This window comes from Inquilinus sp. 2KB_23 (genome assembly GCF_052115705.1).
Taxonomy (GTDB): Bacteria; Pseudomonadota; Alphaproteobacteria; order DSM-16000; family Inquilinaceae; genus Inquilinus; species Inquilinus ginsengisoli_A.
On record NZ_JBFRHF010000095.1, the window covers coordinates 1 to 576 of the forward strand.

Below are 576 nucleotides of genomic sequence, written 5' to 3' on the forward strand. Positions count from 1 at the left end.
CCGCGCGCTGCCCGCACCGGACTTCTCCCCCGCCAGCCGCCGCGAGCCCTCCACGCCCCAGGAAGCGATCCTCTGCACCCTCTTCGCCGAGGTCCTCGGCCTCGACCGCATCGGCCCGGACGACAGCTTCTTCGACCATGGCGGACATTCCCTGCTCGCCACACGCCTCGCCTCCCGCCTCCGCGCCACCCTCGGCCGCGAACTCCCCATCCGCGCCCTGTTCGATGCCCCCTCTCCCGCCGCCCTGGCTCAGCGGCTCAGTGATGAGCCCGCCCAGCGCCCTAAGTTGCGGCCGATGCTCCGGCCAAGAAGGAACTAGCCGAAACATGACTATGCTTCCGCTGTCCTTCGCCCAGTTGCGTCTCTGGTTCCTCGCCCAGCTCGACGGCCCCAGCCCCGCCTACAACATTCCGCTGGCGCTGCGCCTCGACGGGCCTCTCGATCCCAAGGCCTTGGCCGTGGCCCTGGCCGATGTGGCGGCCCGCCACGAGAGCCTGCGCACTCTCCTGGCCGACAGCGCCGACGGCCCGTTCCAGCACATTCTCGACCCGGACCAGGCGCAGCTCGACCTGACGC

General features: G+C 70.8%; 2 protein-coding genes. Both read left to right on the plus strand.

Annotated features, from left to right (window positions below; translation table 11 throughout):
• The coding region (locus tag AB4112_RS36050; protein ID WP_441727293.1) for a phosphopantetheine-binding protein at nt 1-319 on the plus strand (319 nt) is incomplete at its 5' end.
• 7 nt (nt 320-326) lie between these two features.
• The coding region (locus tag AB4112_RS36055; RefSeq protein WP_441727295.1) for a condensation domain-containing protein at nt 327-576 on the plus strand (250 nt) is incomplete at its 3' end.